26 protein-coding genes and 2 pseudogenes are annotated in these 25,418 nt (G+C 53.6%); 16 read left to right on the top strand and 12 right to left on the bottom strand.

Translation table 11 applies throughout. The features are described 5' to 3' along the window. Positions 1–8: 8 nt before the first annotated feature. The 4 genes and pseudogenes from pcaG to pcaD all read right to left on the bottom strand — a co-directional run. Positions 9–620, bottom strand: coding sequence for a protocatechuate 3,4-dioxygenase subunit alpha (gene pcaG, locus JCM12308_RS13730; RefSeq protein ID WP_054784127.1), 612 nt, complete (start codon positions 618–620; stop codon positions 9–11). 1 nt (position 621) lies between these two features. After that, a complete protein-coding gene (pcaH, locus tag JCM12308_RS13725; RefSeq protein WP_054784126.1) occupies positions 622–1,380 on the bottom strand; it encodes a protocatechuate 3,4-dioxygenase subunit beta in 759 nt (252 codons plus the stop codon). Next, positions 1,364–1,723 carry a 4-carboxymuconolactone decarboxylase gene (gene pcaC / locus JCM12308_RS29945; protein ID WP_054784227.1) on the bottom strand — a complete coding sequence of 120 codons (360 nt, stop codon included), beginning with the start codon at positions 1,721–1,723 and terminating at the stop codon, positions 1,364–1,366. The genes pcaH and pcaC overlap by 17 nt, the downstream gene beginning before the upstream one ends. Before the next feature lie 144 nt (positions 1,724–1,867). Further along, positions 1,868–2,562 (bottom strand): annotated as a pseudogene (gene pcaD, locus JCM12308_RS33005) (3-oxoadipate enol-lactonase); the annotation flags it as partial. An 83-nt stretch (positions 2,563–2,645) separates the two neighbouring features. On the opposite strand from pcaD, the gene pcaQ reads away from it, so the two are divergent. From pcaQ to pobA, 7 genes are all read left to right on the top strand, one after another. Next, on the top strand, positions 2,646–3,584 hold the full coding sequence (gene pcaQ / locus JCM12308_RS13710) for a pca operon transcription factor PcaQ (RefSeq protein WP_208609211.1): 939 nt from the start codon (positions 2,646–2,648) through the stop codon (positions 3,582–3,584). Positions 3,585–3,831: 247 nt separating this feature from the next. Continuing rightward, positions 3,832–4,866: a TRAP transporter substrate-binding protein gene (locus JCM12308_RS13705; protein WP_054784125.1), complete on the top strand. Its 1,035-nt coding sequence runs from the start codon at positions 3,832–3,834 to the stop codon at positions 4,864–4,866. 2 nt (positions 4,867–4,868) lie between these two features. Next, positions 4,869–5,381, top strand: a complete 513-nt coding sequence (locus JCM12308_RS13700; RefSeq protein ID WP_054784124.1) for a TRAP transporter small permease — start codon at positions 4,869–4,871, stop codon at positions 5,379–5,381. Between the two features lie 40 nt (positions 5,382–5,421). Continuing rightward, positions 5,422–6,735, top strand: a complete 1,314-nt coding sequence (locus JCM12308_RS13695; RefSeq protein ID WP_373282365.1) for a TRAP transporter large permease — start codon at positions 5,422–5,424, stop codon at positions 6,733–6,735. A gap of 39 nt (positions 6,736–6,774) precedes the next feature. Then, positions 6,775–7,476, top strand: coding sequence for an HAD family hydrolase (locus JCM12308_RS13690; RefSeq protein WP_054784122.1), 702 nt, complete (start codon positions 6,775–6,777; stop codon positions 7,474–7,476). A 16-nt stretch (positions 7,477–7,492) separates the two neighbouring features. Beyond that, positions 7,493–8,119, top strand: coding sequence for a histidine phosphatase family protein (locus JCM12308_RS13685; protein ID WP_083417357.1), 627 nt, complete (start codon positions 7,493–7,495; stop codon positions 8,117–8,119). A 204-nt stretch (positions 8,120–8,323) separates the two neighbouring features. After that, the gene (pobA, locus tag JCM12308_RS13680; protein ID WP_054784120.1) at positions 8,324–9,541 is read left to right on the top strand and encodes a 4-hydroxybenzoate 3-monooxygenase; all 1,218 of its coding nucleotides are present in this window, start codon (positions 8,324–8,326) and stop codon (positions 9,539–9,541) included. On the opposite strand, the gene JCM12308_RS13675 is transcribed toward pobA, so the two are convergent. The 5 genes and pseudogenes from JCM12308_RS13675 to JCM12308_RS13655 form a co-directional block, all read right to left on the bottom strand. Then, positions 9,530–10,489 (bottom strand): alpha/beta fold hydrolase, encoded by a 960-nt coding sequence (locus JCM12308_RS13675; RefSeq protein ID WP_208978569.1) that lies wholly within the window; start codon positions 10,487–10,489, stop codon positions 9,530–9,532. The genes pobA and JCM12308_RS13675 overlap by 12 nt on opposite strands. Positions 10,490–10,529: 40 nt before the next feature. Beyond that, the gene (locus JCM12308_RS13670; RefSeq protein ID WP_008549443.1) at positions 10,530–11,099 is read right to left on the bottom strand and encodes a DUF3885 domain-containing protein; all 570 of its coding nucleotides are present in this window, start codon (positions 11,097–11,099) and stop codon (positions 10,530–10,532) included. A 120-nt stretch (positions 11,100–11,219) separates the two neighbouring features. Then, positions 11,220–12,026, bottom strand: a complete 807-nt coding sequence (locus JCM12308_RS13665) for a gamma-glutamyl-gamma-aminobutyrate hydrolase family protein (RefSeq protein WP_054784119.1) — start codon at positions 12,024–12,026, stop codon at positions 11,220–11,222. A gap of 64 nt (positions 12,027–12,090) precedes the next feature. Continuing rightward, positions 12,091–13,064 (bottom strand): annotated as a pseudogene (locus JCM12308_RS13660) (amino acid ABC transporter permease). Positions 13,065–13,068: 4 nt separating this feature from the next. Further along, positions 13,069–13,905, bottom strand: coding sequence for a transporter substrate-binding domain-containing protein (locus JCM12308_RS13655; RefSeq protein WP_054784118.1), 837 nt, complete (start codon positions 13,903–13,905; stop codon positions 13,069–13,071). A gap of 125 nt (positions 13,906–14,030) precedes the next feature. Here JCM12308_RS13655 and JCM12308_RS13650 point away from each other — a divergent pair, with 125 nt between their 5' ends. The 9 genes from JCM12308_RS13650 (at position 14,031) to JCM12308_RS13610 (ending at position 22,047) form a co-directional block, all read left to right on the top strand. Continuing rightward, positions 14,031–14,966 (top strand): LysR substrate-binding domain-containing protein, encoded by a 936-nt coding sequence (locus JCM12308_RS13650; RefSeq protein WP_054784117.1) that lies wholly within the window; start codon positions 14,031–14,033, stop codon positions 14,964–14,966. A gap of 652 nt (positions 14,967–15,618) precedes the next feature. Beyond that, positions 15,619–16,551, top strand: a complete 933-nt coding sequence (locus JCM12308_RS13645) for a LysR family transcriptional regulator (protein ID WP_054784116.1) — start codon at positions 15,619–15,621, stop codon at positions 16,549–16,551. A 173-nt stretch (positions 16,552–16,724) separates the two neighbouring features. Continuing rightward, entirely contained in the window at positions 16,725–17,423 is a 699-nt protein-coding gene (locus JCM12308_RS13640; protein WP_054784115.1) for a glutathione S-transferase family protein, read from the top strand. Between the two features lie 591 nt (positions 17,424–18,014). Next, positions 18,015–18,347, top strand: coding sequence for a hypothetical protein (locus JCM12308_RS29935; RefSeq protein ID WP_208978568.1), 333 nt, complete (start codon positions 18,015–18,017; stop codon positions 18,345–18,347). Between the two features lie 123 nt (positions 18,348–18,470). Continuing rightward, positions 18,471–18,905, top strand: coding sequence for an acyl-CoA thioesterase (locus tag JCM12308_RS13630; RefSeq protein WP_008549314.1), 435 nt, complete (start codon positions 18,471–18,473; stop codon positions 18,903–18,905). A 35-nt stretch (positions 18,906–18,940) separates the two neighbouring features. After that, the gene (locus JCM12308_RS13625) at positions 18,941–20,065 is read left to right on the top strand and encodes an acyl-CoA dehydrogenase family protein (RefSeq protein WP_208978567.1); all 1,125 of its coding nucleotides are present in this window, start codon (positions 18,941–18,943) and stop codon (positions 20,063–20,065) included. Between the two features lie 133 nt (positions 20,066–20,198). Further along, positions 20,199–20,747 (top strand): hypothetical protein, encoded by a 549-nt coding sequence (locus JCM12308_RS13620; RefSeq protein WP_054784114.1) that lies wholly within the window; start codon positions 20,199–20,201, stop codon positions 20,745–20,747. Then, on the top strand, positions 20,744–21,415 hold the full coding sequence (locus tag JCM12308_RS13615) for a M23 family metallopeptidase (RefSeq protein WP_054784113.1): 672 nt from the start codon (positions 20,744–20,746) through the stop codon (positions 21,413–21,415). Before JCM12308_RS13620 ends, JCM12308_RS13615 begins: the two co-directional genes overlap by 4 nt. 80 nt (positions 21,416–21,495) lie before the next feature. Continuing rightward, complete coding sequence (locus tag JCM12308_RS13610) at positions 21,496–22,047, top strand: gamma-glutamylcyclotransferase (RefSeq protein WP_054784112.1); 552 nt, start codon at positions 21,496–21,498, stop codon at positions 22,045–22,047. A gap of 40 nt (positions 22,048–22,087) precedes the next feature. Here the strand turns inward: JCM12308_RS13610 and JCM12308_RS13605 are convergent, their stop codons facing one another. Genes JCM12308_RS13605 through JCM12308_RS13595 form a run of 3 tightly spaced genes read right to left on the bottom strand, consistent with a single transcriptional unit; the run spans position 22,088 to position 25,401 of the window. Then, entirely contained in the window at positions 22,088–23,587 is a 1,500-nt protein-coding gene (locus JCM12308_RS13605) for an ABC transporter ATP-binding protein (RefSeq protein ID WP_054784111.1), read from the bottom strand. Then, positions 23,574–24,419 (bottom strand): ABC transporter permease, encoded by an 846-nt coding sequence (locus tag JCM12308_RS13600; protein WP_054784110.1) that lies wholly within the window; start codon positions 24,417–24,419, stop codon positions 23,574–23,576. The genes JCM12308_RS13605 and JCM12308_RS13600 overlap by 14 nt, the downstream gene beginning before the upstream one ends. Before the next feature lie 4 nt (positions 24,420–24,423). Next, entirely contained in the window at positions 24,424–25,401 is a 978-nt protein-coding gene (locus tag JCM12308_RS13595; protein WP_208609210.1) for an ABC transporter permease, read from the bottom strand. Between the last annotated feature and the right edge of the window lie 17 nt (positions 25,402–25,418).

Below are 25,418 nucleotides of genomic sequence, written 5' to 3'. Positions count from 1 at the left end.
TTTATCAATCAGATATCAAAGAAGACGGTTTCGTTTTCACCCTGAATGTAAATATCAAAGGTGTAGGTGTCGCCGGATTGCTTGGCGATCAGCGTCGGGACACGAACGCGATGCTCAATTCGGCTCAAAACCGGATCCGCGGCATTGGCCTCTTCCTCTTCCGGGAAGTACATGCGTGTGTTGAGGCCGATATTGATTCCGCGTGCGACGATCCAGAAGTTGATGTGCGGCGCTTGCGCTCTGCCATCTGGAAATGGCACAGAACCCGGTTTCACAGTTTCAAAGCAGAACTCACCAGTTTCCAGATTAACCGGCTGACGTCCCCACCCTGTAAAGTTTGGATCTGCATCTCCACGTGTTTCCGATGGACTGTTGAACAGGCCCTCACTGTCGGCCTGCCAGATCTCCAGCAGGGCGTCTTTTAGTGGTGTGCCAGTTCCATCAAACACGCGGCCTTTAATGGTGATGCGCTGGCCTTTACTCTGCTCATTCACCATGCGGGCACCAAGATCTTCCTTAAAGATCCCCGCGTTGCCAATGAAGTTTGGTGTGCAACCAATGTGAACGTATGGACCAGCGGTCTGGCTTGGGCTTTCTTTCAGATACTCTAGCTTAGTCATATCAATTGCCCTCCATACGGTTCTCAAACATGGTCGAGCGACGTCCGCGCAGAACAATATCAAATCGATAGGCGCGTGCATCCATTGGCACCGTGTGGTTCATGTCCAGCTTGGCAACAAGCATCTCAATGGCTGCAGGATCATTGATGGTTCGAACAATCGGGCACATCGGAATATGCGGATCACCCTCAAAGTACATCTGTGTGATCAGACGCTGCGCGAAGCCGGAACCGAAGAGAGAGAAATGGATATGTGAAGGACGCCAGTCATTTACCCCGTTTGGCCATGGATACGGTCCGGGACGAATGGTGCGGAAGGCATAGTAACCGTTCTCATCCGTGGTGACGCGGCCACATCCACCGAAATTTGGGTCGAGCGGTGCCAGATAGCCGTCTTTCTTGTGACGGTAACGACCACCTGCATTGGCCTGCCACACCTCCACCAGCGCGTTTGGCACAGGTTTGGCTTCTTCATCCATAACGTGACCATGCACGATGATGCGTTCTCCCAACGCGCTTTCACCGGGCTTGGCGTAGTTCAACACCAGATCATGATCCAGCTCACCAAGCATGTTGTGACCAAACACCGGCCCAGTGGTTTCGCTGATTGTATTTCCGAATGACAGAAGTGCTTTTTGCGGAGACCGCAACACACTCGTTTTGTAATTGGGCGACAATGCCTGCGGGTGCCAGTTTCGATCTCGCGGAAAGAACGGACCAGCATTGGTCGTTGGCTTGCTCATCTCACTCCCCTGACGCATCAAGCTGCGCGAACACATTTTTTACGACTTTGATGGCGCTGTTTGCGGCTGGCACACCGGCATAAATTGCGGTGTGCAGCAGAGCTTCGCTTATATCTTCCCGTGTTGCCCCGGTGTTTCTTGCAGCCCGCACATGCATGGCCACTTCATCTAGGTGCCCTAACGCAGCGAGAAGCGCAATAGTTACAATGGACCTCTCTCGCAATGTCCAGTTGTGCCTTGACCATACATGACCCCATGCGGCTTCAGTAATAAGTTCCTGAAATGGCGCATCAAAACTGTTCTTTTGTACTTCAGCTGCATTCACGTGTGTGTCCCCCAACACCCGGCGACGTGTTTGCATTCCCTGTTTGTAGATTTCAGTTTGACGCTGTTCACGCTGATCAACGTTACCCGGCCAACGCGAGATTGCCTGCCGAACCAGATGCGCCAGATACTCAGGTTGCTCAATGCTCGGCAAATGTCCGCAGTTGCGTACCCGCTCAAACTTGGCGTTCGGGATGAGGTTTGCCATCTCTTCCACCAGCTCTGGTGGGGTGGACTGATCATCCTCCCCTGCGATGCACAAAACAGGTACGTCGATCTGAGCTGCTGAGCATGTCAGATCCGCATCACGAATGGCCGCGCAAGTGCCGAGGTATCCATCCACCGGTGTCCGGCACAACAGGTTGCGATAACCTGCGACAGAAGCTGGCATCTCTTCTTGAAAGCCTGCTGAGAACCAACGGGACATCACCGCATCGGCGACCCCCTCCATCCCGTTGGCCTCAATCGCGTCGATGCGGTCCTGCCACCCCTGAGGGTCACCAATGCGTGGTGCGGTATCACACAGGATGAGCCTCTGACCAAATCTGGTCGGGCTGCCTGCAGCGCCATTGCGATCATTCCCCCTACAGATACACCGCAAATCACCGCATTCTTGATGCCCTGACTGTCCATGAGTGCAGCAAGATCTCGCATATGCAAATCAATGGAGAAACGCGCATCCCCAACACCAGAAAGACCATGCCCTCGTTTATCATAGGTCAGCACTTCGCCTTGATGCCCGAGATGAAGCAGAAACTCATCCCAAATGCGAAAGTCCGTTCCCAATGAATTGATCAGAACAAGCGCTGGAGCAGCTGTGTCTGAACTGGTCTTTTTGAAGTGAAGCGTAGTCGCGTTTAAGTCTATGAAGTGCATGCACATCCCCCTAAACGGATAAATTGCATGCCCTTTTCAAAATGAATAATGATATTATCCAGATTAATCATATTGAGATTGTTATGAATAACTTGCGCAGATTAAAGCTCAGGCATTTGGAAGCTTTTGTTGAGGTATCCCGCCAGAACAGCGTGAGCCGCGCTGCGGAGGTACTTCACCTGACCCAACCCGCTGTGACGCGGACTATCCGAGAACTGGAAGAAATCTGCGGCCAGCCACTCATAGAAAAAGACGGGCGAGGCATTCGCATCACCCACTATGGTGAGGTGTTCCTGCGCCATGCAGGCACCAGTCTAGCGGCTGCCCGTAACGGCATCAATGCATTATCTCAGCTCAGCTATAGCGACGGGCCAATGGTCCGCATCGGCGCGCTGCCAACTGTCGCTGCTTCGCTCATCCCACAAGCCGTCAAAGCTTTCCTTGATACGGGGTTGCGCAATCGACTGCATATCGTGACTGGTGAGAACCATGTGCTATTGGATCAACTGCGAAATGGTGAACTGGATCTGGTTATGGGCCGCCTTCCCGCACCCGAGAACATGCAAGGACTGGTGTTTGAACCACACTACCGTGAGCGTGTTGTGTTTGCCGTCGACAAGAACCATCCTCTGGCAGGTAAGCCACAAATCAGCGTGAGTGAGTTGGATGCTTTTCCGCTCCTAATGCCTTCCGCAGCCTCGATTATCCGCCCTTTCGTGGACCGTCTCTTCATTGAACACGGCATCCCGGAACCAGAGCAGGCGATCGAGACGGTATCAGACTCCTTCGGCAGAGCGTTCACTCAGGAGTACAATGCAATCTGGATCATTTCTCGCGGCGTGATTGCCCGCGAGATTGAGAGCGGCCAATTTGTGGAACTGCCCATTGATACCCGTGCAACGGTGGGATCGGTCGGCCTCAACATGCGTGCAGGCGAGACACTGGACAGTGCAGCTCAATGCTTTGCGGAGATTCTGATGGACCTGAGCGAGCGGGAAGAAACACACGCGCCAGCCTACTGAAGGGACATCATTTCGGAGTACATATTGATACCCAATGCGGCATGAAAAGCACGGTATTTTTCATTATTCATTTTGAAAAGTGTATGTAATTCTCCGAATTCACAGTGGTGATTCCTAAGAATTTCCTTGGCGGATCATCCGGATCGTGATTAAGAATTCGACAGCCTTCGGGAGCTGAGACTGTCCCAAGTGCAGGATCAGGAAGGCATGTCTGGTTTAGACCATTCTTCAGGAGGGTCACATACTTATGTTTGGTAATTTCAAAGGCCTTTGCGCTTCAACAGCGCTTCTGCTTGCCAGTGTTTCCATGGCAGGCGCGGCAGAATACACTTTTAAGCTTCACCATTTTCTAAGCCCAAAGGCACCGGCACAGACTAAAATGCTGGAACCATGGGCAAAGGCCGTTGAAGAGAATTCCGGTGGTCAGGTCAAAATCGAGATTTACCCGTCCATGTCACTGGGTGGTCGCCCACCTGAGCTGGTGAACCAGGCTCGTGACGGTGTAGTTGATCTGGTCTGGACCCTGAATGGCTACACACCTGGCCTTTTTCCACGCACTGAAGTGATGGAATTGCCGTTTGTTTTCCTTGATGACCCTCGCGCTGCAAACCTTGCACTTTACGATATGTTCAAGAGCGACCTTGAAGTTGAATACAAGGGCTTGGAAGTCATGTTCCTGCATGTGCATGCAGGTGCAGGCCTTCATACACGCGACAAGGAAGTTCGCAGCCCGGTTGATATGGCAGGCATGCGCATCCGCACACCATCCCGCACCGGCGCTTGGGTGATTGAAGCGCTCGGCGCATCTCCAGCCGCAATGCCAGTTCCGGAACTGCCGACAGCTCTGCAGAAGGGCGTGATTGATGCCGCGTTCATTCCTTGGGAAATCATCCCACCGCTGAAAATTCAGGAACAGACTGAATACCAGATCGAAGGTGCTGGCAAAGCACGCTTTGGTACTTCTGTCTTCCAGGTTTCCATGAACAAAGGCCGCTGGGAAGGTCTGCCTGCTGATATTCAGAAAGCATTCCGCGATGCATCTGGTCCTGAGTGGTGGGCAAAGGTTGGTGAAGTTTGGCGCGCAACTGATGACTTTGGCATCGGCCTCGCAGTAAAGTCAGGCAACAAACACATCACTCTTTCTGACGAAGAAACAGCTGTCTTCAAAGAAGCTCTGGCTCCAGTGGTAGAAAAGTGGACCTCGGAAGTTTCCAAAAAAGGCATTGATGGCAACGCGATGGTTGCAAAAGCACAGGCATTGATTTCCAAGCACAGCGAGTAGCTATGGGCGCCTTTCAAAAACTCGGACGCACCGGCATTGCCGGTGCTTTCGAAAAACTTATTGTAGCATGGGCACTTGCCGGTGGTTTGGTTCTGCTGGCAGTGGTCGCAGTCAACATCTACTCCACCCTCGGCAACATGTGGGCCGCTCCATTTCCCGGAGATTTTGAGCTCACCGAGATCGGTGTTGCTATCGCAGTTTTCTCCTTCCTGCCGTTCTGCCAAATCACCGATGCCAATGTCACAGCGGACATTTTTACCAGCAAAGCCGGGCCTCGTTTGAAAGCGCTTCTTGCATTGATCGCGTCTGTGATTGCGTTTGGGTTTGGGCTGCTGCTTTTGTGGCGCATGTACTACGGTATGTCTGATCAACGAGAATACGAATACACCACCGCAATTTTGCAGATCCCTGTTTGGTATGCGTATGTACCTGTTTTGATTTCGCTTTTCCTGCTGAGCATTGGCGCGATCATCACCTTGAGTGAAAACTCCAGAGATCTGATCCGGAGAACCTGATGGCGGCTAGTCTATTTATGGCTTTGGTGCCCTCGCCGTTTTGGTGTTCCTCATTGTTATCCGTATCCCGATTGCTTACGCCATGATCCTTGTCGGCGGGGTCGGGATTGCGCTGATCAACGGCCCGATGCTGCTGCTTAGCCAGTTGAAAACATTGGCTTATGGCCAGTTCGCGATCTACGACCTCTCTGTCATTCCACTGTTCATTCTGATGGGAGCGCTCGCCTCAAAAACTGGTTTGAGCCAGTCTCTGTTCAGAGCGGCCAATGCGTGGCTGGGCTGGATGAAGGGCGGTACTGCAATGGCCGCCATTGCTTCCTGTGCTGGGTTTGGTGCAGTTTGCGGATCCTCGCTCGCGACCGCCTCAACCATGGGCAAAGTGGCTCTGCCAGAGCTGAAGCGTTACAATTATTCAGGCGCTTTGGCGACTGGAACGCTCGCTGCTGGCGGAGTTCTGGGCATTCTCATCCCGCCAAGCGTTATTTTGATCATCTATGCTGTGATCGTGGAAGCGAACATCGTTACTATGTTCGTTGCTGCGTTTATTCCGGGTATTTTGGCCGTTCTTTTGTTCTTAGCGGTCATCGCGCTCTACGTTCTCGTCAGCCCCTCCTCCGGTCCTGCTGGGGGTGCCGGAACGCGCGAAGAGTTCCTCGCAGCCTCCCTAGGCGTGCTGCCTGTGCTGACGGTTTTCGGACTTGTCATCGGTGGCATCTACTTCGGCTTCTATAATCCGACACCAGCTGCTGCGGTGGGTGTGTTCCTCGTGATGATGTTCGGACTGCTCCAGCGCAATCTGGCATTTGGAGACATGATCGAAGCACTGAAGGAGACAGCAGCCACTTCAGGTATGATCTATCTGATCCTGCTGGGGGCTGAACTGCTTAAAATCTTCATGTCTCGCATTGGCCTTCCGCAAGAGACTGCTGCCTGGATTGCAGGCTCTGGTCTGGAGCCGATGACCGTGATGATCCTGATCCTGCTGGCTCTGATTGCACTTGGCTGCCTGATGGACAGCATGTCCATGATGCTACTGGTGATCCCGTTCTTCTGGCCGGTTCTGATGGAACTGAACGGCGGCATGTATCAAGGTGCCGATGGCGCCGGATATGGCATGAGCACAGAAGACCTGAAAATCTGGTTTGGCATTCTTGCGCTGATTGTGGTCGAGCTTGGATTGATCACGCCACCAGTGGGCATGAACGTCTTCGTCATCTCGGCTCTGGCCAAAGACACGCCAATGAGCCAGACCTTCAAAGGCGTAGCACCTTTCTTCGGAGCCGAACTGGTACGCGTCGCCATTCTGGTCAGCTTCCCAGCCCTAACCCTCTGGCTACCAAAGCTGCTTTCCTAGTTTTCAGCGTGTTTGCTTTGTTATTGGGGAACATGAGTATTGAAAAAGAATATCTTATGGGACTTTGACGGCACTATTGCGCGCTTACCCGGCCTCTGGTCAGGCACAATGAAAGTTGTTCTGAAAGACGTCTATAATGTTGTAGCAGATAGCGAGATTATCAAAGCACACTTTTCCAGCGGCTTTCCTTGGCATCGCCCAGAAAAGCTGCATGACGCTTTAGGTGCCGAAGAATGGTGGGACAACATAAAGCCCATCCTCTATCAAGCTGCTCATGCCTGTGGAGTAGACGACGATAACCTAATGCAACATTTCAGAAACACATTTTTAGATGTGAAGCGTTGGGAGATTACACCAAACATCGAGGATGTACTTCAACTCGTAAAAGACAACGGAGGAAGTAATTACATCCTGAGCAATCATGTACCGGAATTACCTGAGTTGGTCAGGGACCTTGAACTGGACACCTATTTTGACGAAATCATCTCGTCAGGAAACACTGGTATCGAAAAGCCCAATCCAGCCTGCTTCGACCGAGTAGTAGAACTCGCCCAAAACAATAACCCTGATGACTATCTCATGATCGGAGATAGTGTCTCAGCTGATTTTGGTTTTGCGTCCTCTCAGAACATTAAATGCATAATAGTTGGTGTCCAAGCTCCGTCCTCAAGTAGATATCTGACAGCAAGAAATATGCTTGATTTGCACCCAGAAATCGAAGCCTTTCTAGGCCTTCACTAAACCACCGACGATCAATATGTTGAACGAACTTATCCTTTTGAGACACGGCGAAAGTGAGCATTTGCTGCAGGGTGTTGTGGGTGGTTGGACTGATACCGCCTTAACACCACATGGCATTGATCAGGCAAAGCGAACAGCTGAATATCTGGCCGAGAATGCTCGCTTATATTCTGCTCCGATTTTTACGAGTGACCTGAAGCGTGCATCCCAGACGAGTAAATGGATAGCTGCAAGAACCGGTGGCCAGCTCGTCAAAGCTCCAGAACTACGTGAGCTGAACAACGGAGCAGCAAAGGATCTACCTAAAGCTGAAGCCGATAAAATCCGAGTTCCTCCAACTCAGCCAATCCTTGATTGGATTCCGTATGATGGTGGAGAAAGCTGGAGGATGCTGTACAGCAGAATTGAACAGTACATGAACCATCTGGATGCGGCCAATATTGAGAGGGCAGTGGTTGTTAGTCATGCAAACTCGATAATCTGCATGATCAACTGGTGGCTTGGTCTTTCAAGTGACACCCACCTGCAGAACATTATGTATGACATCAGGCCCTGCAGCATTACACATTTGAAACGTGATGAAGATGGCTGTTCAAGAGTGGTAAGACTCAATGATGTTTGCCATCTTCAAAGGTCAAATTAACATCGAGAGCACCTCATCAATTTCCCAAAGGCTCACATAGCAATTTTGCTATGATTTTTGCCGATAAATCAATTTTACATAGCAATCATAAACGGCAACACTGAGCACTATTCAAACGTGTATTCGCAATCCATTTTACTTCTGACTTAGCGCATATCCCAATTGCCGCGATCTGACAGATGTTTTGAACCTAAGGAATTTTTCATGACCCACCATAGAGATCGTACTCAGGTTGCGATTATCGGCGGCGGTCCGGCTGGTTTATTACTTTCTCACATCCTGAGCGAAAACGGCATCGACAGCGTTGTTCTGGAACAGCGCACCAAGGATTATGTCCTCTCCCGCATCCGGGCGGGCCTGCTGGAAACCGGTACTGTGCAGCTGCTGCGCGATTACGGCCTGGCAGAACGCATGGACAAGAACGGCAAGAGCAAAAAGGGCTCATGGATTACGCGGCAGGGTTTCCCGAGCCATTTCATTGATACGCACAAATGGACCGGCAAGGAGATGATGGTCTACGGCCAGACCGACATCACTGAAGATTTGTATGACGCACGCGAGCAAGCGGGCGGCAATATCATCAATGAAGCTGCAGATGTGACCCTGCATGACGTCACAGCAGACGCGCCCTATGTGACCTATATGAAAAACGGGCAGTCGCATCATCTGGACTGTGATTACATTGCCGGCTGCGATGGCTTCCATGGTGTGAGCCGCAAGACAATCCCAGCGGACATCTTGCGCACCTACGAGCGTGCCTATCCGTTTGGTTGGCTAGGTATCATGGCAGAAGTACCGCCGCTACCGGATCTGGTTTATGCCTATCATGAGCGTGGCTTTGCCCTTGCCTCACAACGCAACCGGCTACTGAGCCGCTATTACATTCAGTGTCCGCTGACAGACAGCGTTATGGACTGGTCTGACGAGCGGTTCTGGGAAGAGCTTCTGGCCCGCTTCCCGGCGGAAGTCGCTTCAGAGATTGTCACCGGCCCTTCCATCGAAAAGTCCATCGCGCCGCTTCGCAGCTTCGTGGCAGAGCCTATGCAGTACGGGCGTATGTTCCTTGCTGGCGATGCAGCGCATATCGTGCCACCAACAGGCGCAAAGGGGCTCAATCTGGCAGCCTCTGATGTGTTCTATCTCTCACGCGGGTTGATTGAGCAGATCAAGAGCAATCGCTCTACTCATCTGGAGCGCTATTCAGAACTGGCTCTGCGCCGGGTTTGGAGCTCTGAGAATTTCTCCTGGCGGATGACACAGCTGATGCATGTGTTCCCGGAGATGAACGGGTTTGATGCCAAGATCCAGCAGAACAGCTACGAGTTGCTGCTGCAAAACGAAACCCAACAACGGGCTCTGGCGGAAGAGTATGTTGGATTGCCGTTTGAAGAGCTGGACGCGCTGACTCTGTCAGCTGCCTGATCCAGCGATTGGAGAGAGGCCCATCCCTCTCTCCCCACCCTTGTGGCGAAGCTTAGGCTCTGTCCGGTCCGCAATCTCAATGATCGCTGCCGCGAACGCCTCCGGGCTTTCCTGAGGCAGATTGTGGCCTACGCCATCAATCACACGGGCATCGTAGTATCCATTGAAGTTGGTTTCATGCCCCCGGCTTTGGCGCGGCGGACTTACACCATCATCTGCACCGAGCAGCGCAATAGCTGGTACGTTGATCTTTGGCTGTGCGGTCAGCAGAACCTCAATCTTCTCATAGGCCGGATCGCCCTCTACGAGGCCAAAGCGGTGCCGGTAAGAATGGATCACCGTATCCACGAAATCCGGGTTATCGAAGCTCTCGGAGGTTTCACGGAACGTGCGGCGGGAGAACTCCCAGGTCGGGGACCACTGCTGCCAGAGCAGCCGTGTTAGGTCTTCCCTATTCTCAGCCAAACCATTTCGCCCACGCTCGGTGTGGAAGTAGTATTGATACCACCACAGATGCTCATCTTCCGGCGAAGCTGGGCGATAGGCTGCCGGGATGTTCTGGATGTTGTAGGCTACACCGCCACTGACCAGCCCCCTCACCTTTTCCGGCCACAGAGCCGCTGCGATGCAGGCTGCACGGCCACCCCAGTCATACCCGGCTAGGATCGCCTGCGGAATCTCAAGAGCTACCATCAGCGAGCGCAGGTCAAACGCCAACGCTCCTTGTTGGCCTGAACGAGGAGTCTGAGGGGAAAGATATTGCGTCGGACCATAGCCGCGCAGGTAAGGCACGATGCAGCGGAAACCGCGATTGGCGAGGATAACGGAGACTTCATCATAGCTGTGCACGTCATAGGGAAAGCCGTGGAGCAGGATGGCAGGAACACCTGATTTCGGTCCCACATCCATATAGGCAACGTTCAGCACCCCGGCTTCAATAAATTTCATCAGTCCCATCCCTCATATGGTGCAGCAGCTCTTTGAAATACTATAGACCAGAGCTACAGGGAGAAAGCCATTCTTCAAACTCAGACTTAAGGCGTGTCACCTCTTCCTCATTCAGCAAGAAGCAGTCAAAACCGCCATCATAAGGTGCCAGAATCCGCGAGCTCTCACGGTTCATCAGCAAGAAGCGCTCGTCATCATGTGCTGCATCTTTAAAGGCGCCTCGATAGACCTCAGGAAACCACCGGACTTCATTTCCATAGAAGCCAATTGTCTCCTGCTCACCAAACGGGTCTTCCTCATACTTCCACTTGAACCAGTATTTCAGCCGAAACTGATCAAGCAGTTTATGACTATAGGGCAAAGGGTATTCTTCAAAGTTGGGAAAGTACTCAACGAAGAGGCATTTTTGCCCCTCCTTCAAGATCCGGTTGCCCAGAATGCGGCCCCGGTCGAAGACGATTGCTTCTTCTTCCGGTGTCTCGGCATAGCGCTTGGCATCTGGTAAGGCGTGGAACCTGACCCACCTTTCAGGCATCACATTGCGGAGATAATGGCTGTAGGGAGGTAAGTCCCCAAAATAGCCCTTCCACTCGTCAATGAACCTTTTCACAATGATACAACCCTGTCTCAACCACTCAGCAGAACAATTGGGTGATCCGATGAGACTTAGTGGAGATTGGTTCGAATTCTCCTAGGTATTTTGATGCAATCCTCTTTGAATTCGCAGGAATTACAGAAAAGCCTTCACCCGTTCTGTGCATTGCATGGCCTCAGCAAAGGCTGCGAAAATGCGCGTTGAAACCGGATTGTTTACCGCCTCAAACTCCGCATGCCATTGAATGCCAAGGAAGAACTCCTTTTCCGGATGGTGGAAGGCTTCAATCACCCCATCCTCAGAAGTCGCATCCAGCATGAGGCCCTCCCCCAGCGTGTCCACGGCCTGCTCATGCAGTGAGTTCACGTAGTGGGTGCCATCGCCAAGGATGTCGCGAAGGAGCCCGTTCTCTTCAAGGCAAAGCTGATGGGCTGCACCATAACGCTGCTTTGGTGGCAGCTTGTAGTCGATGGGGCGGTGCAGCGCGAAGGCTTCGTTTTCATAAAGATCGTTACGGATGGTGCCGCCGAAGGCCACGTTCATCTCCTGCATGCCGCGGCAGATGCCGAGCAGCGGGATATTCTTTGCAAACGTGGCACGAATCAGCGCAAAGGCAGCACGATCCCGCTTGTCATCAAATGGGCCGTGGCTCTCAACCGTACCACCGCAACGGTAGTAAGACGGCTGAATGTTGGAAGCATCACCTGTCAGAATAACACCGTCCACCAGCGAAAGGACATGCGCCAGTTCTGCGTCACTCAGCAGAGTTGGCAGGATGACTGGGACAGCTCCGACAGCCTGCATCGCGGCGGTCAGGTATTTATCATCAATGGTCTGCGTTGTCAGACCGGCCTCTTCTGAGGAATTCGCCAGGATGCCGACAATAGGTCTTTTTTCGGCAACCGCACTCGGCAGAGTGGTGATGCCACTGTTATTTGTCATGAGCGTATCCCTTCAGGGTACTAAATATCTGCGCAAGCGCACTCTGAAATCATTGAAAGTAATGTTATCGCTTCAGCGACTTGGCGTAGTGGTTTTCGATCCGCTGTTGCACAAACTCCAGCATAACGGACATCACCCAGTAGATGATGGAGGCGGTGATCAGCATCTCCAAAATCTTGAAGTCAGATCGCCCCTGCGTTCTGGCAATGAACATAATGTCCCAGACCCCAACCACGGAAACCAACGAGGAATCCTTGAGCATGGCGATGAACTGGTTGCCCGTCGGCGGCACAATAACCCGCATGGCTTGAGGCAGAATGACTTTTCTGAAGGTCAGCAAGCGTTGCAATCCGAGCGCATCCGCAGCTTCCCATTGGCCAACCGAAATGGACTGAATGCCAGAGCGGAAGATCTCGGTCATGTAGGCCCCGTACACCAGCGACAGTGCGATGATGGCGGCTGGCACCGGCGAAATCACATAGCTATTTGCGGCAGGCCGAGGTAGATCAGGAAGAGCTGCACAAGCAGCGGCACACCGCGGAAGTAGGAGGTGTAAAACGCCCCCACACCTTCAATCACACCAATGCCTGAGAGTTTCGCCGTGGCGCCCATGAGCGCAAACGCAAAGGCCAGCGAAATGGAAATGGCAGAGACGTAGAGTGTGGTGAAGGCTCCGGTGCCCAGCAGGAAGGGTAGTTTTCTGCCGATGAACTCGAAGCTCAGCTCAAAACTGAGAAAGAAACCAAATGCCCCTGCTGCCAGCAGAAGCCAGACTGTTATCAGCTGCGCCCGGCGGGACAGGCTCAGGACCAGATAGCCGAGGCCTGAGACTGCCAGGAAAATCACCATGGATACAGAAAAGCGCCCCCACCAGCCGGAGAGTGTTTCCTCGCTCATTGCAGGGCGCAGGAACGAGCCGATCAGGCCTTGATTGAAAGCCAGAGCAAACGCCAGCACGAAGGCCAGCAGTCCGAGCGTTGCTGCAGCTTTCAGGCGGGCTGGCCCCTGCCTGAAAGCACCATTGGTGAGTGTGATCATGGTCTTACTTAACGCTTACCAAATCCGCACCGTGCCACTTCTTGGAGAGCTCAGCGAGTGTGCCGTCATTCTTCATCTCATCCACGATAGCAGCCAGCTTGTCGTTGAGCTCTTTGTCACCTTTGTCGATCGCAATCGCCAGCGGCTCATAGAAGATTGGATCACCCAGCTGTTTGATCGGGAGGCCCTTCTTCATTGCCTGCTGAATGACAGGAACGGACTGCGCCAGCGCATCGAGACGCACACCGTCACCAAGGGACAGCTCGTCGAACTCGTTGATGTCGCTGTAAAGTTTGATCTCACCCGGTGTCACAGCGTATTCGAAAGATGGCGCACCAACCGCATCAATCTCAAGCTTGTGCTCCAGATATTTGTGGTAGGTGGACGAACCCACAACACCGATAACCTTGCCGTTCAGATCTGCCAGTGAGGTGGCTTTGGAGTTCTTATGAACCGCAAACGCTGCCGGGGTGTAATAGTAGACAGCCGGGAAATCCAGCACCTGCGCGCGGGCTTTCGTTGGGGTCATGGAGCCAACCACCATGTGCCATCTGCCGTGCCAGCGTCCTGCGGTCATCACTTCCCAACCTGGGGTAACGAACTGCACGTCTACGCCAAGGCGCTTTGCGATCTCTTTGGAGACGTCGATGTCGAAGCCCTGCAGCTGGTTGTCATCTCCCATGAACGCGTTCGGGCGATAGTCGGAGTTTGACCCTACAACCAGCGTCTTGTTCTTCATGATCGCGTCCAAAGCCTCTCCAGCCTGCACGCTCAGACCAGCAACACTTGCAGAGACAAACAATGCAGCCCCAATGATGGCTTTTCCGGTATTTTTAAACATCCCAACCCCCTATTTCGTCATTCTGACGGACAATTTTCAAAATTTTGGGCAGATTATAGGTGCGATTCAAAGCAAGACAAATCAGTCTGATTGATCCATGTATAGAAAAACTCTATACAAGGCCCATGGCTATCTCCCGACGTTTCGTCCCCACCCTTCAGGAATTACGCGCACTGGATGCTGTTGCACGGCACAAATCTATCTCTGCTGCCGCGCGGGAACTGAACGTCTCTCAACCAACTATCTCATATCATATCAAACAGTTAGAAGAACGCTGGGATGTCAAACTATTCCGCATGAACGGGCGCAATTTGGAGCAGACGGAGCTGGTGCAGGATATTCTTTCTGAAGTCTCTGCAATCAACAATGGTATAGAGAATCTCTCATACCTGTTGGCTAGCCAGACAGCGCGAAAACAGCTGACAATCGGCATCGCGCCCTCTTTGGCCTCCATTATGCTCGTCCCACGTTTGGCCGAGTTCTCCGCTCTGCATCCCAACGTGGCCATCCGCATCAGCGCTGCGAACCGCTTCGTTGATTTTGCGGAGGAGAAGCTGGATGTGGCTCTGCGCCTGTTGCCGAAGACGGAAGGGGATCTTGGGGCCTCCCCTCTCATCCCACTGCCACAGGAACGGATGCGGGTGGTGTGTGCGCCCAGCTATCTGGCAGCACTGGCAGGCGAGCCGATAGCCCCGCATTCAGCCCCCGTTGAATTGCTTGCAAAGGCGGACTTTATCCATGAGGACGAGGCGTTTCACTGGCAGAAGTATCTGGAAGCCTATTGGCCAGACTTCTCCGGCCAGATGGTCCCGCAGCTCACCTTCAACAACACGGACCTGATCCTGCAAAGCGCCATTGCCGGGCGTGGCTTTGCCATCCTCAGAGATCTGTATGTCATAGATGCGCTGAATGCAGGTACGCTGATCGAACCATTCCGGGAAACACTCCCTTGCCAGCGGGCCTTCCAGTTCGTGCTGCCGGAAACTTCCATTCCCTCAGCTCAGGTGTGGGATTTCATCAACTGGCTGAGTGCTGAAATGCAAGCGATGCATATCCGCTAGCAACAGATGTACCGGGCTTGTCAAAGCCCTTGGATAATCTCTGAGTAGATCACACAGGTCCGCAAACACATTGCCAGTTGTGTGCTGCGAAAGCCGTCATTTCGTCAGATGCATGATACTTTTTTTGAGCAAATCGCCCTAACAAACTCAAGAATAAATTAGAATTCCTCTAAGTGATTATCAATATTCCACTTTAAATCTATACAATATTCTGAAGTCATGTATTGTCACATTAAATAGATAAATCTCATGTAGTCATAAAAATAGATTTTTACATGGATGAACATAATAAAATTAAAATCACTAATCGAAATTACGGAAACAAAACTGCGTAGATGATGGTAATCACTCAAAATATTCATCAAAACCACAATTTATTTTACTTATCGCGATGGAATCAATCCGCGTTCACAATAACCGGCACCCAATCTGCCTGCAGGTTCCTCACAGCGAAGCTGGAACCTCACCCGTTTCGGAGCACGTCCCCGAAAGTTGGCTTGGTGTAGCTGCAGAGTTATCGTAGGCTGATGACAGGGCATACCCTTTTAGCGGGAGCCAGCATACTAGCCCAAAGCCAACGGCTGAGCACAGTTATTGTCCTTTTCAGAGCCGAATACGTTCAAGAGACTCTTTTCTTATTGGAAGGAAAAGGATGGACATTCATCAACTCAAAACCTTTGTGACGGTTGCTCGTGAGGGCAGCATCACCAAAGCTTCTGAACTGCTTTTTCGAAGCCAACCGGCTGTTAGTGCGCACATAAAAAACATGGAAGAAACGCTGGGACTCACCCTGTTCCAGCGCACCCCAAGAGGCATGGCGGTGACGCCAGATGGGCAGCGTTTGCTGAACGAAGCCCACCAGCTGCTCGACAGGCACCAGAAGTTTCTGGAGGAAGCCTCCCGGCTGCGCGGCAGCTTGGCAGGGCAACTTTCACTCGGCGCAGGCCGCAACTCCAGCACCGGCGTGGTCAGCAATCTTCTGGCAGCCATGTCCCAGGAGTTCCCCGAGGTGGAGGTGGAGCTCCAACATCGGGCATCGGTCAAAGTGCTGGAAGGCATCCGCAATGGTAGTCTGGATGCAGGATTCTACACGGAGACTGGCGAAGACGATTCCGATCTCTCCACGCTGGAAATTTCCAATTTCTGCGTTTACCTCGCTGCACCTGCCAATCTTGTGCCGTCGGCTTCTGAGGTAAACTGGAAGGCGTTGGAAGACGTGCCTTGGATCTACCCCAGTTGCAACTCCTGTTGCGGGCGGCTTGCGCGCGATCTGCTGGAAACACACGGCATCCGGCCAAAACGCGTGATCAACGTGGATGACGAGGGGGTCACCCGCGCTTTGATCGCCAGCGGCGTTGGCATCGGCCTTGTGCATGCCAATTCAACCAACCCGCGGGAGCAGGAAGGCGATATCGTGCTGCTGACACAGGTGCAAAAATCAGCCCGCGTGCTGTTTGCGCATTTGTCCTGCCGGATCGACGATCCTGTAATCGCAGCGGTGCGTTCCATTCTGGCAACAGACAACTGTACCAGCATTCCGTTTCAAGGTGACCAAAACATAGAGGCGGCGCTGATCGCCTCCTGATCTTTTTCAAGAAAACAAACGCGCACAACTTCAGCCCAGCTTCTGGGCTGAAGTTCGCTGCACATTGCTTTCCAATTGGGTGGATGGCTGCTCTCCCCAGTTGGCGTCAAAGACAACAACAATCCGGAATAATGAGGAATTTTTCATTTTTAATTCTCATCGGGAGAAGCCACATGCAAAGAATTTTATACAGCCTCAGCGGTGCCTCCGGGCAGCACTATTCCCCGCATGTCTGGAAGATCATCATGTCCCTGAAGCACAAGGGACTCGCGTTTGACCTGAAGCCCGTTTCCTTCGGCGACATTTCCAGCATTGAAGACGGTTCCTATAACAGCGTGCCTGTGCTCAACGATCAGGGCACCTTGCTGGGCGACAGCTTCGAGATCGCGCAATATCTGGAAACCACCTACAACGACACACCAAGCTTATTTGATGGGGACGGCGGCCTGCATCTCTCACGTTTCGTGGAGAGTTATTGCAAAACAGTTCTGCACCCGACATTGGCTGTAATTGCCGTGATGGACATGTACAACATCATGAGTGATGCGGACCGTGCTTACTTCCGCACTGCACGTGAAAAGCGCTTCGGAAAATCGCTGGAGGACGTCTACGCTAACCGTGATGCAGAGCTGGCAACCTTGCCGGAGAAGCTCAATCCGGTGCGCGATCTGCTGGCGACGCAAGACTGGCTTGGCGGCGAGAAAGCCATGCATGCTGACTATGTTTTGTTCGGCACGCTGCAGTGGTGCAACGTCTGTTGCGCAGATCCATTTTTTGCAGCAACGGACCCTGTCCAGATGTGGTTCGAACGCATGCTCGATCTTCATGATGGTGTGGGCCGCAAAGCGGTCAGCGAAGCAGTCGCAGCCTAACGCTGCACACTCTTCAGGCAACGCAAAATCCATAAGATGTTCAGAAGGCATCGCATTTTCTGCGATGCCTTCTTTTTGTGCAAGTCATTGTATTATCAATAATTTGCCAGATATAAAGTTTGCTGAAGGGTGCCTCATCTATCCTGAGGGAAGCCATCAGTATTTTCATCTTGTTCTTAGCAATCCTTTCCGGCTCCATAGGGCCACACGAAAAAATATTATTGGACGCGAGGGACGAAACCTACCTCACAACCGGCAGTGACACAGCACAGATTCGACCGGGTCTGTGAACGCTCTTTCTCTGCCCACGCATAACAAAAATGACAAGCCAACGCAGTTTGTCAGGGGCCGCGCTATGCGCATCTCCTGAACCGGCATTTTTCAGATTTTCTTTCCAGGTGAAGGATCAGAGGATTTATGGATGCACATCTTGAAACACCGGAATATTCGGCAAAAGGAACAGCCCCACTGTCCTTTGATTGGGTCCGACAAGTGCACACACTTGGACCCACCGGCACGAACTGCGAGAGAGCTGCCCTGAGGTGGGCTGCACGCCATTGCAAGAATGCTGAGGTCTTTCTTCATGCCACGATGGAGCTGGCAGCGGAAGCCGTTGCCAAGTGCAGAAAATCCGTTCTGCTGAGCGTGGTGGCTTACCCGCATCTGCATTCTATCATTTACGAGCACATCGGCGAGCTGAAGCTGATGGACGTGTTTATCATGAACACCGACAACATGGTTCTGGCCTCCTCTACCGGCAAAACACCCAAGCTCTGCGCCACACACCCGGCACCTGAAAAGCTGATCCCAGCGTCTATTGAGCGCAAGTTCGTCACCAGCAATGCGCAAGCTGCTGCTGTCTGTGCCAAAGGTGAAGCGGATGCTGCATCACCACGCTGTGCGCCGCCAACGAGTTTTCTCTAACAATCTTAAGAAAGCACGGTCCTGTGCCCATGGGCTTCACTATTCACGGCCCACTACAAGCCACCCCGGCCTCCCACCCATCGTTTACGAGTGAATTTCAAAACCCCAACAGGAGGGAATTTCATGACACAGAAAGCTTATGAAACACCAATCGAAATCCGCTACCGCGATACTGACTCCATGGGCCATGTGAGCAGCCCGATCTACTACGATTACATGCAATCTGCGTATCTGGAATACATGCATGACCTGCTCAAACTGCCAAAGTCTGAGAAGCTGCCGCACATCATGGTGAAGACCTCCTGTGACTACGTTTCTCAGGCGCTCTATGGCGATCGTCTGGTGGTGCTGAGCCGCGTGACCAAATTTGGTGGCAAGAGCTTTGAAATGCAGCACGAAATGCGTCTGGATGATGCGGATGGCCGTGTCGTCGCCAACGCCTCCTCCACGCACGTGATGTTCGACTACGAAAAGCAGTCAACCTATCCAGTGCCGGATGACTTCAAGGCTGCCGTGGCTCAACTTCAAGAACCTGTCGCCATGCACCAGCCAGCATAAGATCTGTCACTTTTCTCGAAATCTGGAGATCTCTGATGGATCTACAATGGAATGAACGTCAACAGGCTCTGCGGGCAAAGTATGCTCAAATTGGCAGCCAGGTTGACTACTCCGCACTGCATGCTGGCAGACAGGCTTTTGATCAGGACACTTGGGACCGGCTTTTAGAAGCCGGTCTCTGGAAGATCATTGTGCCTGCTGAGTATGGCGGTGAAGGCACCGATTGGTGGGACTTTACGGCAGCACTGGAAGGGCTTGCTTCCTCCGTGCGCACGCCGGGCATTCTGCTTTCCGTCATCGCGCAGGCGGGCATGGTGCATGCGCTTAACCTGTTTGGCACGGAAGCGCAGAAGAGGGATTATCTTGGCCGCATCCTGAAGGGCAAACTGAGTGCAACAGCGATTGCCGACCCGGACACGGGTACAGATGTGCGCTCCACGTCCTCCGTCCTGACACCGGGACCAAACGAGACTTTCGTGCTCAACGGCGCCAAGTACAACATTGCTCATGCACCTGTGGCGGACTTTACGCTCGTCGTGTGCAAGCTGGATGGACATGCCCGCGATGGCATCTCGCTGATCCTGCTGGATGCTGGTACCCAGGGCCTTGAGGTTGGTGAGTATGACCAGAAGCTCGGCAATCTGGATCTGCCAACTGGACCGATGAAGTTCAACAACATCCCGCTTCACTATGGTGACTTACTTGGTGTTCCCGGCAAGGGCCTACGCAACCTCATCACTTTCGTGTCTCTGGGCAGACTTTATTACGGTCTCGTTTCTGCGTGGCTGGTGGAACCAATGCTGAAAGCAGCTATGAGCTATGCGCAGCAGCGCCAGACCTTTGAGGTGCCGGTGCTTGAGTTCCAGTACGTGCAGAAGAAGCTGACCGACATGCGCATCTCTGCAGAAGCTGCAAAGTGGACTGCCTATGGTGCCCTTCAACAGTTACTGGCTGGCGCACCGGAAGCAGGCATGACCTGCTCTATCGCCAAACTGGTTGGCGCAGAGGCGATCACCAGCGGCGCAATTGATCTTCTCAAGCTTTACGGCACCAAAGGCTACCATCAGGCGAGGTCTCCACCTTCCTCCGGGATGCGCTTGCCTTCTGCGCTGTGGGCGGCACCGAAGAGATGCACCGACGCAACATCATCAGCCAGATGAAACGACTGGAAGCCAAGGCTGCAAAAGAAGCAGCAGAGCCACCGCAGGAGCGCATTCTGGAAACAGCATGATATCAGGCAGGCCCCGATATTGCCGGGGCTTTGCTCTTTCTTTGAGCTCACAGGAGTTACTTATGGAATTTGCCAAAGTCGCACTTGCGGCCACTCTTCTGGCAGCAACAACCGCAGCACCAGCGCTCGCCAAGAACGGCGTAGAGCGGGTGCCGACTGATATCGACTGGTCCGCCGCCAAGATCGCCGCAAAACGGTCGCTGGCGCGTGATCCGGAAGCCGTCGAAAAGTTCGTCGCCGCCACCAACGGTACGCTGCGAACTGTTGAACTGCCTGTCCTGATTTTCGGCAGCGATGCCAAGATGGAAACACCACAGTTCGCCAACCAGAAATCAGCTTACGTCGCCTTCTATACACTAGAGGGCGCGCAGGTCAGCATTCTTGGGTCGCACACCGTGCTGACAGGAACTGAGGATCTGACAGGTCATCACCAAGCCGTCGCCTATGAGAGCATCGGCAGCGGTGCGGATTACAACCTCAACCGTTACGGCGCGCATTACACCATCCGCCTGACCTGCGACAACCCGATCAAGGATGTGCGGTGTCGTAAGCCAGAGTTCCTCAACAGTGTCGTTCAGACCCTTCTTGTCGTGAATGGAGCGGCCCAATGATGCGTTTTATCTCTCTTTGCCTGGCGCTGGCCTTCAGCTTCTCCGCTCAGGCCGACGACACATCCCGCTTCATGATGCCGGGAGATCTGATTGAAAACACAGGTCAGGGTGTTGCCAGCCACGCCATCTACTTCCCGCAGATGCGCTTTCCGGTGGAGTCCGGCCCAGCCTATGCCAACTCACACGCTTATGCACCTGGCGGGTTCAAGGGCAACGGTGGGTCTGAGTGTGATCCAGCCAACTACTCCTATCCATGGCGCGATAATTTCTGCGAGTTCCGCAAGGCTGATCTGCCACTCTGCGCCTCAGGTGGTCACCAGGGACAGGACATTCGCCCAGCAACTTGTGAAGCCAGCAAGCATTGGGCAGTGGCAGCCGAAGATGGCATCGTGGCTCATGTAGGCCGGTTTGGTGTGACCATCCAGAGCCCAACCGGCACGCTGTATCGCTATGTGCATCTGGATATGAAAACGCTTCAGGTGAAGCCGATGGACAAGATCGCCAAGGGCAGCCGCATTGGCAAGATCTCCAACAACTGGCTTGGTCCGCTTCCGATCCATCTGCACTTTGATGCCAAAGATACGATCATGCTGAATGGTGAGCCAAAGGCCGTGTTCCTGCCGCCTTACACCAGTCTGGTTGCTTCCTATCAGTTGATCATGGATTGATCCGGCAGACCACGAATACCAAAGGGCGCCTTACAAGGTGCCCTTTTTGCTTTTCCGTTGAACCCTGAAAGGGAAATGAAATGACCGACATTCTCTGGGTCTTTGGCTACGGCTCCCTCATCTGGCACCCCGGTTTTGAGCCCGTTGAACAGGTGCCAGCCCGTCTGGATGGCTGGAAACGCCGATTCTGCCTTTGCTCTCTGCGCTACCGTGGAACTTTCGACCAGCACGGCCTCGTCCTTGCCCTTGATGCGGCACCAGAATCCTATTGCAGCGGCGTTGCATTGGGCATCCCGCAGGACAGGCAGGACGAAGTGCTGGAAGGTTTGCGGGCGCGGGAACTGTTTAATCCAGCTTACCGGGAGATCATCACAACACTTCAGCTGCAGGATGGACGGCAAGTGGAGGCGTTGACCTATGTGGTGAACCGGGAGCATGAGCAATACGGCTCCTTCAATGCTGAGGAGCAGGCGCAAATCATCGCCACAGCAGCGGGCGAGAAAGGCCCGAATTGCGATTACCTCTGGAACACCGCTGACCATCTGCGGGAGTTGGGCATTGCTGATCCGGATCTCGACTGGCTGTCCGATCGTGTGCGCACAATCCAGGCCTCAGAAGTCATCACAGCCTGACAAACCCGGCACGCCAATTTCAGCGGCGTGCTGGCACTTTTCAACTCGCCACATTCGTTACAGGTGCCTCACTGCAAATGAGAGTACCCTGCTCCAGATGACAGACCTTGTCTGCAAGGGATCGCGCGGCGGCCTGATCGTGCGTGAAGAGAACCAGCGCCATTTTGCGATTGCGCATCACGCCCCGCAAAATCTCCAGTACATGACTGCGCGCCTGCATATCCAGCGCGGATGTGGGTTCATCCGCCACCAGACACTGCGGGCGCGTGGCAAGGGCACGAGCAATCACCAGCCGCTGTGCTTCGCCGCCAGAAAGCTCTCGCGTTTTGCGGTTGAGGAAATCGGTATCTGTCGGCAACCCCACCCGGTCTAACAGTCGGTTCGCTTCCGCCTGATCTCCACGTGACAACATCAGCGCTTCTTTCAGCACATCAGACACCGAGAAGTGGCTTGCCATAGCCCGGTGAGGGTGTTGCGGGATCAAAGCGATGACAGATTTTTCGCGCTCCGTTCCGTTCTGCCAGTAAACGTAGCCTTCCTGCACCTTCTCATAACCGCTCAGCAAACGCGCCAGTGTGGTCTTCCCGCTTCCGCTGCCTCCCAGAATAGCAAGGCAACTGCCAGCAGGCACAAAGGCGGATATCTTGGAGAGCAGGCCTCTGTTCTCAATGGAATGGCTGAGCCTATCCATGACCAACCCATTGCCAGAACGCACTTCCAACGCGGGATTGCCACCGCTGGAAGAAACCGGCAATGGCATTGGATTGCCCGCATTACGGCGGAGTTTGAGGAGTTGCTGCGTGTAAATGCTGCGCGGCCTGTCCAGCACATCTTCAGAGGGGCCAATCTCGGTCAACCTGCCTTTGCGCAACACACCAACATGGGTGGCCAAACGTCGGGCCAGTTCAATATCGTGTGTGATCAACATCTGACACCGTTGTTCTGAGCCATTTTGGAAGGAGCGGATCGCGATCTCCCGGTTGAAGCTGTCCAACGCCGCTGTCGGTTCATCCATGATCAGAAACTCCGGAGAGTTCGCAAGGGCAAGCACGGTCAGCACCCGCTGTATTTCTCCCCCACTCAAGGCAGTGGGATAGCGCGGCAAAAGCCTGTCAGGAATGTTTCCAATGGCGCATTCTTCGCGAGCGTCCCTCTCACTCAAGCCATGCGCCCTTAACATCTCTTGTACATGCTGCAGTACCGTCAGGTGCGGGTTGAGGGCATCCGAAAGTGCCTGCACAATTAGGCCTGCCGACCGCCCACGCATCGCTTGCAGTTGAGCACGAGAAGAACGCAGCACATTCATCTCCCCAAGCCAGGCATCTCCGCTCCAGCAGAAATGGCTAGAGGGCAACGGCTTTTCTTGGGCTGCCAATCTGCGCCCTTGGATCAATCCCATCAGCGATCGGGCAAGGCTGGTTTTGCCTCCGCCGGGTTCACCAATGATTGCAAGCGTCTGGCCACGGCCAATCTCAAAGGACACATCCTGCAGTAATGGACGCTCTCCGAAAAACAGGTTCAGCTGCTCAACCCGGATCATATTGTTCCTTTCCGGTGAGCCCACCACTTTGCGAGTACCCTTCACCAATTATGAGGATCCCGATGAGAAAGAGAGAAAGCGCGCCTGCGGGGGGCAAAAGCAACCATGCCCAGGCATCTGTATAAAGATGCTCCATCGCATCCTGCATCATGCTGCCCCATGTGAGCAGACGCGGATCAGTCAGGCCGAGGAAGCCAAACCCTGCGCTTTTCAAAGCAGCCTGCCGCACGTTCTGCAGAAACAGCCCCACAATCGCAGGCCAGATGGCAGGCAGGATGTGATGGCGCAGACAGTAGGTGCGACTGGCGCCCATCCGCCGCGCAAAATGCACGTTCTCGCGTGTCAGTTCGCGCAACAGGATCGGAAGAGCCACACGCACATCCTCATGCCATCCCGTCAGTGCCAACAGCACCACAAGCCCAAGGAAGCCGGGCTGTATCCAGGCCGCCAAAAGCAACAGTAGCAGAATGGACGGGATCACTTGCAGCACATCCACCACGCGCAGCACCGCCCCGCGCACTGCCGGACCACCAAAGGCCGCCAGACTGGAGGCGGCCAAAGCCAGCGCCAGAGCAACCGTTGCTGTCACCAAGGCAAGAAAGATTGTGATGGGCGCGGCACGCACCAGACCAATGAACACATCCTGCCCGATACCGTTGGTTCCAAGCCAGTACTCTGCACTGGGAGGATGCAGCACATCCGGGCTGGTTTTGTAGGCAGGCAGGCTCTCCGACAATGTGAAGCCAGCCATCATCAAAATGACGGAAGCAGCCAATGCACCTTTGGAGACGAAGCCTGCACTTTGGGTGACGGGAGACCAGTAACCAAGCATCAGCTCATCCTCTCCGCGCTAGACTTGTTGCCACTGCATCGATGATCCAGTTGAGCAGCAGCACAAGCCCCGCCATCACAATCACCGCCCCTTGAAGCAGCACATAGTCACGGTCCAAAATAGCGTTGTAAATCAGGTGTCCAGTGCCCGGATAAGAGAAGACGATCTCAACAAACAACACCGCACCGAACAACCCCGTCAGCGAGTCACTCATACGCGCAAGAAAGACCGGAAACAGGCTTCTTCCGTAGTAGGCTGTCCGCAGCCGCCAGCCTTTGATGCCGCGGCCACAAGCGTTGATGATGAAAGGCCGCTGAGACAGCGTGATCGCTTCACCGCGTGCCAGAAAGTAAAAGCGGGACACCTCATGCAGCGACAGCGCCAGCACGGGCAGTACGGCGTGGCGGGCAACGTCAAAGTCACGTTGTAAAGGGTTATCACTGGGAAACAGAGGTTCTGCCCCACCAGCAGGCAACACCGGCCACAAAATGCCAAAGGCCAGTAGCAACAGAACGGCTGCTGTAAAAGGCGGAATACTGGCAATCACAGTGACAGTGCCTGTAGCCACACGATCAAACAAAGCCCCCGGCGCTTTGCCCGCTTCGATTCCTCCAGCAGCTCCCGCAATCAAAAACAGCGGCGCTGCGCAGGCAATCAAAAGCAGTGTCCAAGGGATCGCCGCTTTGAGCAGTTGTGAGACAGGAGCCGCATGAGGAACGGAATACCCCAAATCACCGACAACCAGATTGGATAGGTACTCCCCCAGTTGCTGAAGCCAGCCGCCAGCCACACCAAACTGAGAGCGCAGCTCTTCCGCTTCACTTCCGCTCAAGTCCCGCGAAAGGTCGGAGGACAGGAAGATTGCAACAGGATCGCCCGGCAACAGGCGCGGCAGAAAAAACACAAGCAGAACCAACAGGAAGAACACCAGCAAACGGACACTAAGACCGGACAGAAGATTTATAAGTATCGGGGGAACCACAAGAACGGCCTACCTGT

This window comes from Pseudovibrio denitrificans JCM 12308, from assembly GCF_001310815.1.
GTDB lineage: Bacteria > Pseudomonadota > Alphaproteobacteria > Rhizobiales > Stappiaceae > Pseudovibrio > Pseudovibrio denitrificans.
This window is presented reverse-complemented; position numbering and strand designations above follow the sequence as displayed.

Bases quoted from the DNA above. Each gene is read 5' to 3' on its own strand.
- JCM12308_RS13645 (WP_054784116.1), top strand. From the start codon at position 15,619: ATGGACATTCATCAACTCAAAACCTTTGTGACGGTTGCTCGTGAGGGC.
- JCM12308_RS13700 (WP_054784124.1), top strand. From the start codon at position 4,869: ATGGGCGCCTTTCAAAAACTCGGACGCACCGGCATTGCCGGTGCTTTC.
- JCM12308_RS29935 (WP_208978568.1), top strand. From the start codon at position 18,015: ATGGAGCTGGCAGCGGAAGCCGTTGCCAAGTGCAGAAAATCCGTTCTG.
- JCM12308_RS13675 (WP_208978569.1), bottom strand. From the start codon at position 10,489: ATGAAATTTATTGAAGCCGGGGTGCTGAACGTTGCCTATATGGATGTG.
- JCM12308_RS13620 (WP_054784114.1), top strand. From the start codon at position 20,199: ATGGAATTTGCCAAAGTCGCACTTGCGGCCACTCTTCTGGCAGCAACA.
- JCM12308_RS13625 (WP_208978567.1), top strand. From the start codon at position 18,941: ATGGATCTACAATGGAATGAACGTCAACAGGCTCTGCGGGCAAAGTAT.
- JCM12308_RS13630 (WP_008549314.1), top strand. From the start codon at position 18,471: ATGACACAGAAAGCTTATGAAACACCAATCGAAATCCGCTACCGCGAT.
- pobA (WP_054784120.1), top strand. From the start codon at position 8,324: ATGACCCACCATAGAGATCGTACTCAGGTTGCGATTATCGGCGGCGGT.
- JCM12308_RS13665 (WP_054784119.1), bottom strand. From the start codon at position 12,026: ATGACAAATAACAGTGGCATCACCACTCTGCCGAGTGCGGTTGCCGAA.
- pcaQ (WP_208609211.1), top strand. From the start codon at position 2,646: ATGAATAACTTGCGCAGATTAAAGCTCAGGCATTTGGAAGCTTTTGTT.
- JCM12308_RS13685 (WP_083417357.1), top strand. From the start codon at position 7,493: ATGTTGAACGAACTTATCCTTTTGAGACACGGCGAAAGTGAGCATTTG.
- pcaG (WP_054784127.1), bottom strand. From the start codon at position 620: ATGACTAAGCTAGAGTATCTGAAAGAAAGCCCAAGCCAGACCGCTGGT.
- JCM12308_RS13640 (WP_054784115.1), top strand. From the start codon at position 16,725: ATGCAAAGAATTTTATACAGCCTCAGCGGTGCCTCCGGGCAGCACTAT.
- JCM12308_RS13605 (WP_054784111.1), bottom strand. From the start codon at position 23,587: ATGATCCGGGTTGAGCAGCTGAACCTGTTTTTCGGAGAGCGTCCATTA.
- JCM12308_RS13650 (WP_054784117.1), top strand. From the start codon at position 14,031: ATGGCTATCTCCCGACGTTTCGTCCCCACCCTTCAGGAATTACGCGCA.
- pcaC (WP_054784227.1), bottom strand. From the start codon at position 1,723: ATGCAAACACGTCGCCGGGTGTTGGGGGACACACACGTGAATGCAGCT.
- JCM12308_RS13600 (WP_054784110.1), bottom strand. From the start codon at position 24,419: ATGCTTGGTTACTGGTCTCCCGTCACCCAAAGTGCAGGCTTCGTCTCC.
- JCM12308_RS13655 (WP_054784118.1), bottom strand. From the start codon at position 13,905: ATGTTTAAAAATACCGGAAAAGCCATCATTGGGGCTGCATTGTTTGTC.
- JCM12308_RS13610 (WP_054784112.1), top strand. From the start codon at position 21,496: ATGACCGACATTCTCTGGGTCTTTGGCTACGGCTCCCTCATCTGGCAC.
- pcaH (WP_054784126.1), bottom strand. From the start codon at position 1,380: ATGCGTCAGGGGAGTGAGATGAGCAAGCCAACGACCAATGCTGGTCCG.
- JCM12308_RS13615 (WP_054784113.1), top strand. From the start codon at position 20,744: ATGATGCGTTTTATCTCTCTTTGCCTGGCGCTGGCCTTCAGCTTCTCC.
- JCM12308_RS13705 (WP_054784125.1), top strand. From the start codon at position 3,832: ATGTTTGGTAATTTCAAAGGCCTTTGCGCTTCAACAGCGCTTCTGCTT.